This window comes from Kitasatospora griseola (genome assembly GCF_014648555.1).
Lineage (GTDB): Bacteria > Actinomycetota > Actinomycetes > Streptomycetales > Streptomycetaceae > Kitasatospora > Kitasatospora griseola.
In genome coordinates this window covers 10,707-18,385 of record NZ_BMRI01000016.1, presented here as the reverse complement: position 1 = coordinate 18,385, position 7,679 = coordinate 10,707, and the positions used below count along the sequence as shown (strand labels likewise).

Genomic DNA, 7,679 nt, shown 5'->3' with positions numbered 1-7,679 from the left:
GGGCGGCCTTCAGGTCCTCCGCCTTCTCGTAGAAGCGGACGGCGAACTTGCTGTTCTCGGGCTTGGTGGCGTTGCCGCGGTAGGTCGGGTTCGGCGACAGGGTGACCTTGTTCGGGCTCTTGCCCTGGTTCTCTATCGCGTCCACCCGGTACGGGCCGGAGCCGACCAGCTTGTCGTTGGCGAGCAGCTTGTCGGCCGGGAAGACCTGGTGGTCGACGATGGCGCCGGCCGGCGAGGACAGCTTGGCCGGGAGCACCGCGTCGGGGGTCTCCAGGTGGAAGACGACCTCGAGGTCGCCGTTCGCGTCCACCGACTTGATGGTCGACAGCAGCGGGCTCGGACCGGTCGGGTCGTTGATCTTCTTGACGCGCTCGATGGAGAACTTGACGTCCTCGGCGGTCACCGGGTGCCCGTTGGTGAACTTCAGCCCGGCCTTCAGCGTGCACTTGTAGGTCATCGCGTCGCTGCCGGTGAACTGGCAGGACTCGGCGGCGTCGGGCTGCGGCACGGTCGCGCCGGGCGGGAAGGCCAGCAGCGACTGGAAGGAGTTGTTGAGCACCAGCCAGGCGCCGATGTCGTACGCGCCGGCCGGGTCCAGCACCGTGGTGCCGTTGGTGGTGCCCAGGGTGATCGCGGCACCGTTGTCGCCGCCGTTGGCGGCCTTCTCCACGGACGCGCAGCCGGCCGCCGTGGTGACGACGAGCGCGGCGCAGCTGAGCACGGCCAGGCGGTTGGGCGTAGTCATGCGGGTGGTCTTCCTTACTGCGTGCGGCCGGCTCGCCCTGGGGGAACCCGAGTCCGGCCGCCGGGGTGGGGCGGCAGGGCGCAGGCCGGTACGACCACGCGGGCGCCCCCTGTCGGATTCGACGACGGCGGGCGGCGGCGCGGGAGGGCGTCTGATCGGTTGTAGCGTGCCACATCGCACCGGGGCGGTCACCGTCTGTTCGAACAATGGGTGGCCTACGGGTGGAAGACCGGCTCCGGACCGTCGACGAGTTGTCAGCCAATGCCCGATTTCATACCCGCTGCCGGATACGGTCCGCGTACCCACGGACGCGGAGGGGAACCGGAAAACCGCGCAGATGAGACGAAGGTCACACCCGGGTGGCGGCCAGTGTGCGCAGCAGGCCGAGGTCGACCTGTTCGAGCGAGGGCAGCACCAGCCGGCCGGGGCCGGGCTCGATGGCGGCGATGGAGGGTACCGCAATGACGGGACAGCCGGCCGCCTCGGCGGCGGCGACACCGGTCGGGGTGTCCTCGACGACCACGCAGCGGGCCGGGTCGGCGCCCAGGCGGGCGGCGGCGGTCAGGTACGGGTCGGGGAAGGGCTTGGTGCGCGGCACCTCGTCGCCGGCCACCGTGAAGGCGAAGTTCTGGGCTCCCAGGCTGCGCAGCACGATGTCGATGATGCGCCGGTGCGAGGCGGACACCAGCGCGGCCGGGATGCCGTGCGCGGCAAGGGTGTTGAGCAGGAGCTCGGCGCCCGGCATCAGCGGGACGCCGCCGTCCAGCAGGTCCACGAAACGCTGGTTGATCTGGGCGCCGAGGTCGGCGGGGCGGATCGCGGCCCCGGTGCGGGTGAGCAGGTAGTCGATGACGCGGGTCATCGGGCCGCCGACCACGTGGGTGCGGTCCTCGGGGGTGAGCCGGTGGCCGAGTTCGGCGAACAGGTCGACCTCGGCCTGCCACCAGAAGTCCTCGGTGTCGACCAGGGTGCCGTCCATGTCGAGCAGGACGGCCTGCAGGCCGCTGTCCTCGCCGTCTCCGCCGACACGGATCGGGGTCGAGACCGTCGTCATGCGCGCCGTCCTTCCGGATGGTCGTCCGGAGCGCACTGCGTCCGGGGATGGCACAGGCCGGCCCGCTGGTGAGCGGACCGGCCCGTTCAGGATCATCAAGAATACGCCTGCCGGGGCGGATTGCGTCGGGCGCCGGCGCGGCGAACGGATGATCTCCGGTCGAAGTTCTGCTGCGGCGGCTACCGCGCGTTGAAGTACTTGGCCTCCGGGTGGTGCAGCACGATGGCGTCCGTGGACTGCTCGGGGTGCAGCTGGTACTCCTCGGAGAGGATCACTCCGACCCGCTCGGGCCTGAGCAGCTCGGCGATCTTGGCGCGGTCCTCCAGGTTCGGGCAGGCGCCGTAGCCGAGCGAGAAGCGCGCGCCGCGGTACTTGAGCGCGAACATGTCCCGGACGTCCTGCGGGTCCTCGTCGCCGAAGCCGAGTTCGTAGCGGACCCGGGCGTGCCAGAACTCGGCCAGCGCCTCGGCCAACTGCACGGACAGGCCGTGCAGTTCGAGGTAGTCGCGGTAGGAGTCGCCGGCGAACAGCTCGTTGGCCGCCTCGGAGATCCGGTTGCCCATGGTGACCACCTGCAGGGCGACCACGTCGCGCTCGCCGCTCTCCTCCGGGCGGAAGAAGTCCGCCAGGCACAGGCGGCGGCCGCGGCGCTGGCGCGGGAAGGTGAAGCGGGTGAGCTCGGTGTCGTCCTCGCCGTAGACGATCAGGTCGTCGCCCTTGGAGTTGGCCGGGTAGTAGCCGTAGATGACGGCGGGCTCCAGCCAGCCCTCGGTCTGCAGGCGGTCCAGCCAGCCGCGCAGTCGCGGGCGGCCCTCGGTCTCCACCAGCTCCTCGTACGACGGCCCGCCGGAGCGGCCGCCCTTGAGGCCCCACTGGCCCTTGAACAGGGCGTCCTCGTCGAGCCAGGAGGCGTAGTCCTGGAACGGGATGCCCTTGATGATCCGGTCGCCCCAGAACGGCGGGGTCGGGACGCGGTTGTCGACGGCCACGTCGGAGCGGATCTGCCCGAGGTTGACCTCCTCCGGCTCGTCGATCTCGACCCGGGCGTGCCGGCGCTGCCGCAGCTCGGGCAGCACCACGCCGGGCACACCGCGCTTGACGCCGATCAGGGCGTCCATCAGCCGCAGGCCCTCGAAGGCGTCGCGGGCGTAGCGGACCTCGCCGTCGTAGACCTCGTGCAGGTCCTGCTCGACGTAGGCGCGGGTGAGGGCGGCGCCGCCGAGGATCACCGGGAAGTCGGCGGCGAGGCCGCGCTGGTTGAGCTCCTCCAGGTTCTCCTTCATGATCACCGTGGACTTGACCAGCAGGCCGGACATGCCGATCACGTCGGCCTTGTGCTCCTGGGCGGCCTCGACGATCGCCGAGACGGGCTGCTTGATGCCCAGGTTGACCACGTTGTAGCCGTTGTTCGACAGGATGATGTCGACCAGGTTCTTGCCGATGTCGTGGACGTCGCCCTTGACGGTGGCGAGCACGATGGTGCCCTTGCCCTCGCTGTCGGACTTCTCCATGTGCGGCTCCAGGTGGGCCACCGCGGCCTTCATCACCTCGGCGGACTGCAGCACGAACGGCAGCTGCATCTCGCCGGAGCCGAACAGCTCGCCGACCACCTTCATGCCGGACAACAGCGTGTCGTTGATGATCTCCAGCGCCGGACGCTCCGTCAGGGCGGCGTCCAGGTCGGCCTCCAGGCCGGCCCGCTCGCCGTCGATGATGCGGCGCTGCAGGCGCTCCTCCAGCGGGAGGGCGGCCAGCTCCTCGGCCTTGGAGGCGGCGCTGGAGGCGGCGGAGACGCCCTCGAACAGCTGGAGCAGCTTCTGCAGCGGGTCGTAGCCCTCGCTGCGGCGGTCGTAGACCAGGTCGAGGGCGGTCTGCCGGCGGTCCTCGGGGATGCGGTTCATCGGGAGGATCTTCGCGGCGTGCACGATCGCGGAGTCCAGGCCGGCCTCCACGCACTCGTGCAGGAAGACCGAGTTGACGACCTGGCGGGCGGCCGGGTTGAGGCCGAAGGAGATGTTGGACAGGCCGAGGGTGGTCTGCACGTCCGGGTGGCGGCGCTTGAGTTCGCGGATCGCCTCGATGGTCTCGATGCCGTCGCGGCGGGACTCCTCCTGGCCGGTGGCCAGGGTGAAGGCCAGGCAGTCGACCAGGATCGAGCTCTCGTGGATGCCGTACTCGCGGCCCAGCTGCTCGATCAGCCGCTCGGCGATGGCGACCTTCTTGTCGGCGGTGCGGGCCTGGCCGTCCTCGTCGATGGTGAGGGCAATCAGGCCGGCGCCGTGCTCGCGGGCCAGCGCGGCGATCTTCCCGAACCGGGTGTCGGGGCCGTCGCCGTCCTCGTAGTTGACGGAGTTCAGCACCGCGCGGCCGCCGAGCATCTCCAGGCCGGCCCGCAGCACCGGCGGCTCGGTGGAGTCCAGCACGATCGGCAGGGTGGAGGCGGTGGCCAGGCGGCCGGCGATCTCCTTCATGTCGGCGACGCCGTCGCGGCCCACGTAGTCGACGCACAGGTCGAGCAGGTGCGCGCCCTCGCGGATCTGCTCGCGAGCGATCTCCACGCAGGTCTGCCAGTCCGCGGCGAGCATCGCCTCGCGGAACTTCTTCGAGCCGTTGGCGTTGGTGCGCTCGCCGATCGCCAGGTACGAGGTGTCCTGCCGGAACGGCACCGCCTGGTACAGCGAGGCGGCGGCCGGCTCGGGCTTCGGCTCGCGCGGCGTGATCGGCCGGCCCTGCACCCGCTCGACCACCTGGCGCAGGTGCTCGGGGGTGGTGCCGCAGCAGCCGCCGACCAGCGCCAGGCCGTAGTCCCGGACGAACGCCTCGTGGGCGTCGGCGAGCTCCTGCGGGCTGAGCGGGTAGTGCGCGCCGTCCTTGGTGAGCACCGGCAGGCCGGCGTTCGGCATGCAGGACAGCCCGACCTTGGCGTTCTTCGCCAGGTAGCGCAGGTGCTCGCTCATCTCGGCGGGGCCGGTGGCGCAGTTCATGCCGATGAAGTCGACGCCGAGCGGTTCCAGCGCCGTCAGCGCCGCGCCGATCTCCGAGCCCAGCAGCATGGTGCCGGTGGTCTCCACGGTGACCTGCGCCAGCACCGGCAGGTCCAGGCCGGCCTCGGCGAGGGCGTCCTTGCAGCCGAGCACGGAGGCCTTGGTCTGCAGCAGGTCCTGGCTGGTCTCGATCAGCAGCGCGTCGGCGCCGCCGGCGATCAGGCCGGCCGCGTTCTGCCGGAAGCCCTCGCGGACCGTCTCGAAGGCGATGTGACCGAGCGTCGGCAGCTTGGTGCCGGGGCCGATCGAGCCGAGCACCCAGCGGACGCGGCCGTCCTTGGCGGTGTACTCGTCGGCGGCCTCGCGGGCGATCCGGGCGCCGGCCTCGGACAGTTCGCCGATCCGGTCGGCGATGTCGTACTCGCCGAGCGCCGAGAAGTTGGCGCCGAAGGTGTTGGTCTCGACGCAGTCCACGCCGACCGCGAAGTACGCGTCGTGCACCGAGCGGACGATGTCCGGGCGGGTCACGTTGAGGACCTCGTTGCAGCCCTCCAGCTGCTGGAAGTCCTCCAGCGTCGGCTCCTGGGCCTGGAGCATCGTGCCCATCGCTCCGTCCGCCACCACCACCCGGGTGGCGAGCGCCTCGCGCAAGGCGGCGGCGCGGTCCTGCTGGGCGGACGTGGATACAACGGTGGCCATGAGGCTGCTCCCTGGTTGCGACGGCTGTCGGCTATGCGGCCCCACCTTGACCTGGGGCGCACCCGGCCAGGGTATCCGCCCGGCGGCGGTGCCATGGAACCCATTTCGCATCGTGGGCGTCCCTGTCCACCGGAAGGGAGCCCGATCATGCCCGCTTCACCATGTCCCAGCAGGTGGCATCACCGCGTCCGCACCCGCACCGCGTCCGCATGGCGGACAGCGCCGGCCCGGGCGCGTCGCCGCTGGACCGAGCGCACCCGCTGGACCCGGCGCCGCCGTGCGTTGACCGCCTGCGCCGTGGTGGCGGCGCTGCTGGTGCTGCCGGTGCTGGGCGCGGCGCTCGCGCTGCGCTGGTGCTACGCGGGCGACCCGGCGGTCGACGCCCGCACCCGCGGCCGGGACGCGATCTGGCTGGGCCACGCCTGGGTGGACGGGCGGCGCACCGACGCCGACCTGTCGGTGCTGGCGACGCGGGTGCGCGGCACCGGCATCCACGACCTGTACGTGCACACCGGCCCGCTGGAGCACGACGGATCGCTCGATCCGAAGCGGGCCCCGGGCGTGGCGGACTTCCTCGGCCGGGCCCGGGCGGCGATGCCGGGGGTGCGGATCCAGTCCTGGCTGGGCGACGTGGTCGCGCCGGAGAAGGACGGCCTGCACCTGGACCGCCAGGACGTCCGGGACCGGATCACCGCCTCCGCGAAGCAGGTCCTCGACCTGGGCTTCGACGGCGTCCACTTCGACCTGGAGCCGGTGCACGACGGCTCGTCGGGCTTCCTCGCGCTGCTCGACCAGGTGCACGCGCTGACCGCCGCCCGGTCCGCCCCGCTGTCCATCGCGGCCCCGCAGATCGAGCCCGTCCCGATGGTCGGCCGGGTCAGCTTCGCGCTGACCGACCACGGCAAGTGGTGGAGCGCCGGGTACTTCGCGCAGGCCGCGCGGCGGGTCGACCAGGTCGCGGTGATGTCGTACGACACCTCGATGCCGGTGGAATCGCTGTACGGCGGCTACGTCGCCCGGCAGACCACGCTGGCGCTGGCCAACACTCCGCCGGGCGTCGCGCTGCTGATGGGCCTGCCCGCGTACTGGGACGACACCCCGACGCACCGCGGCGACGCCGAGACGGTCCGCGCCGCGGTCCGCGGGGCCCGGCTCGCGCTCGGCCCCGACGGCCGGGAGAACTTCGGCCTGGCGCTGTACGTGGACTTCGCCGCGACCCCGGACCACTGGGCGGCGTACCGCGACGGCTGGTGCGTGTAGCCGGCCGGTGCGCACCATCCGCAGGGGCCCTGACCTCGGGTGATCCGGCGTCGGGGCCCCTGGCCGCCGGGCGGTGCGGGGGGACCTCCTAGCATCGGTTCGGCTTCGCCGTGTGGGGACGGAGTCGGCACTCAGGAGGAACGTTCATGCAAGCCCGGAAGATCGGCGCGGCCGCTGCCGCCGCGGTGGCGGTCATCGCCGCCCGCGACCTGGTCCAGAAGAAGCACGCCCTGCTGAGGAACTTCCCGGTGCTCGGGCACGCCCGGTACCTGCTGGAGACGATCGGGCCGGAGCTGCGGCAGTACATCGTGACCTCCAACGAGGAGGAGCGGCCGTTCAGCCGCGACCAGCGGAGCTGGATCTACGCCTCCGCCAAGGAGGAGAACAACTACTTCGGCTTCGGCACCGAGGTGGACGTCGCCCAGGCGCAGGGCCGCGCCTACCTGAAGCAGCGCACCTTCGCCGGGCCGCTGCCGGACGGGCACGACCCGCAGGCCGCGCTGCCCTCGGCCAAGATGCTGGGCGGCCCGCGCGGGCGCGCCAAGGCGTTCCGGCCGGGCAGCGTGGTGAACATCTCCGCGATGAGCTTCGGCTCGCTCTCGGGGGCGGCGATCACCGCGCTCAACCAGGGCGCGGCGCAGGCCGGCGCGATGCACAACACCGGCGAGGGCGGCCTGTCGCCGTACCACCGCAAGGGCGCCGACCTGGTGCTGCAGCTCGGCACCTCGTACTTCGGCTGCCGCAACGAGGACGGCAGCTTCAGCCTCGACAAGCTCAAGGACGTGGTCGCGGGCGCGCCGGTCCGGGCGATCGAGATCAAGCTCTCGCAGGGCGCCAAGCCGGGCCTGGGCGGCATGCTGCCGGGCGCGAAGGTGACGCCCGAGATCGCCCGGATCCGCGGCATACCCGTCGGCAAGGACTGCGCCTCGCCGTCGCG

5 protein-coding genes are annotated in these 7,679 nt (G+C 71.9%); 2 read left to right on the top strand and 3 right to left on the bottom strand.

The window, feature by feature from the left end; translation table 11 throughout:
* From IEZ12_RS20940 to metH, 3 genes are all read right to left on the bottom strand, one after another.
* Positions 1-745: ABC transporter substrate-binding protein (locus IEZ12_RS20940; RefSeq protein WP_229847736.1), on the bottom strand; the 745-nt coding region annotated here is incomplete at its 3' end.
* Positions 746-1,094: 349 nt separating this feature from the next.
* The gene (locus IEZ12_RS20935) at positions 1,095-1,799 is read right to left on the bottom strand and encodes an HAD family hydrolase (RefSeq protein ID WP_189273543.1); all 705 of its coding nucleotides are present in this window, start codon (positions 1,797-1,799) and stop codon (positions 1,095-1,097) included.
* Between the two features lie 179 nt (positions 1,800-1,978).
* Positions 1,979-5,482, bottom strand: coding sequence for a methionine synthase (gene metH, locus IEZ12_RS20930; protein WP_189273541.1), 3,504 nt, complete (start codon positions 5,480-5,482; stop codon positions 1,979-1,981).
* Positions 5,483-5,629: 147 nt separating this feature from the next.
* Between metH and IEZ12_RS20925 the strand changes: the two genes are divergently transcribed.
* Entirely contained in the window at positions 5,630-6,742 is a 1,113-nt protein-coding gene (locus tag IEZ12_RS20925; protein ID WP_229847735.1) for a glycoside hydrolase family 18 protein, read from the top strand.
* A gap of 146 nt (positions 6,743-6,888) precedes the next feature.
* Positions 6,889-7,679: glutamate synthase-related protein (locus IEZ12_RS38815; RefSeq protein WP_268250260.1), on the top strand; the 791-nt coding region annotated here is incomplete at its 3' end.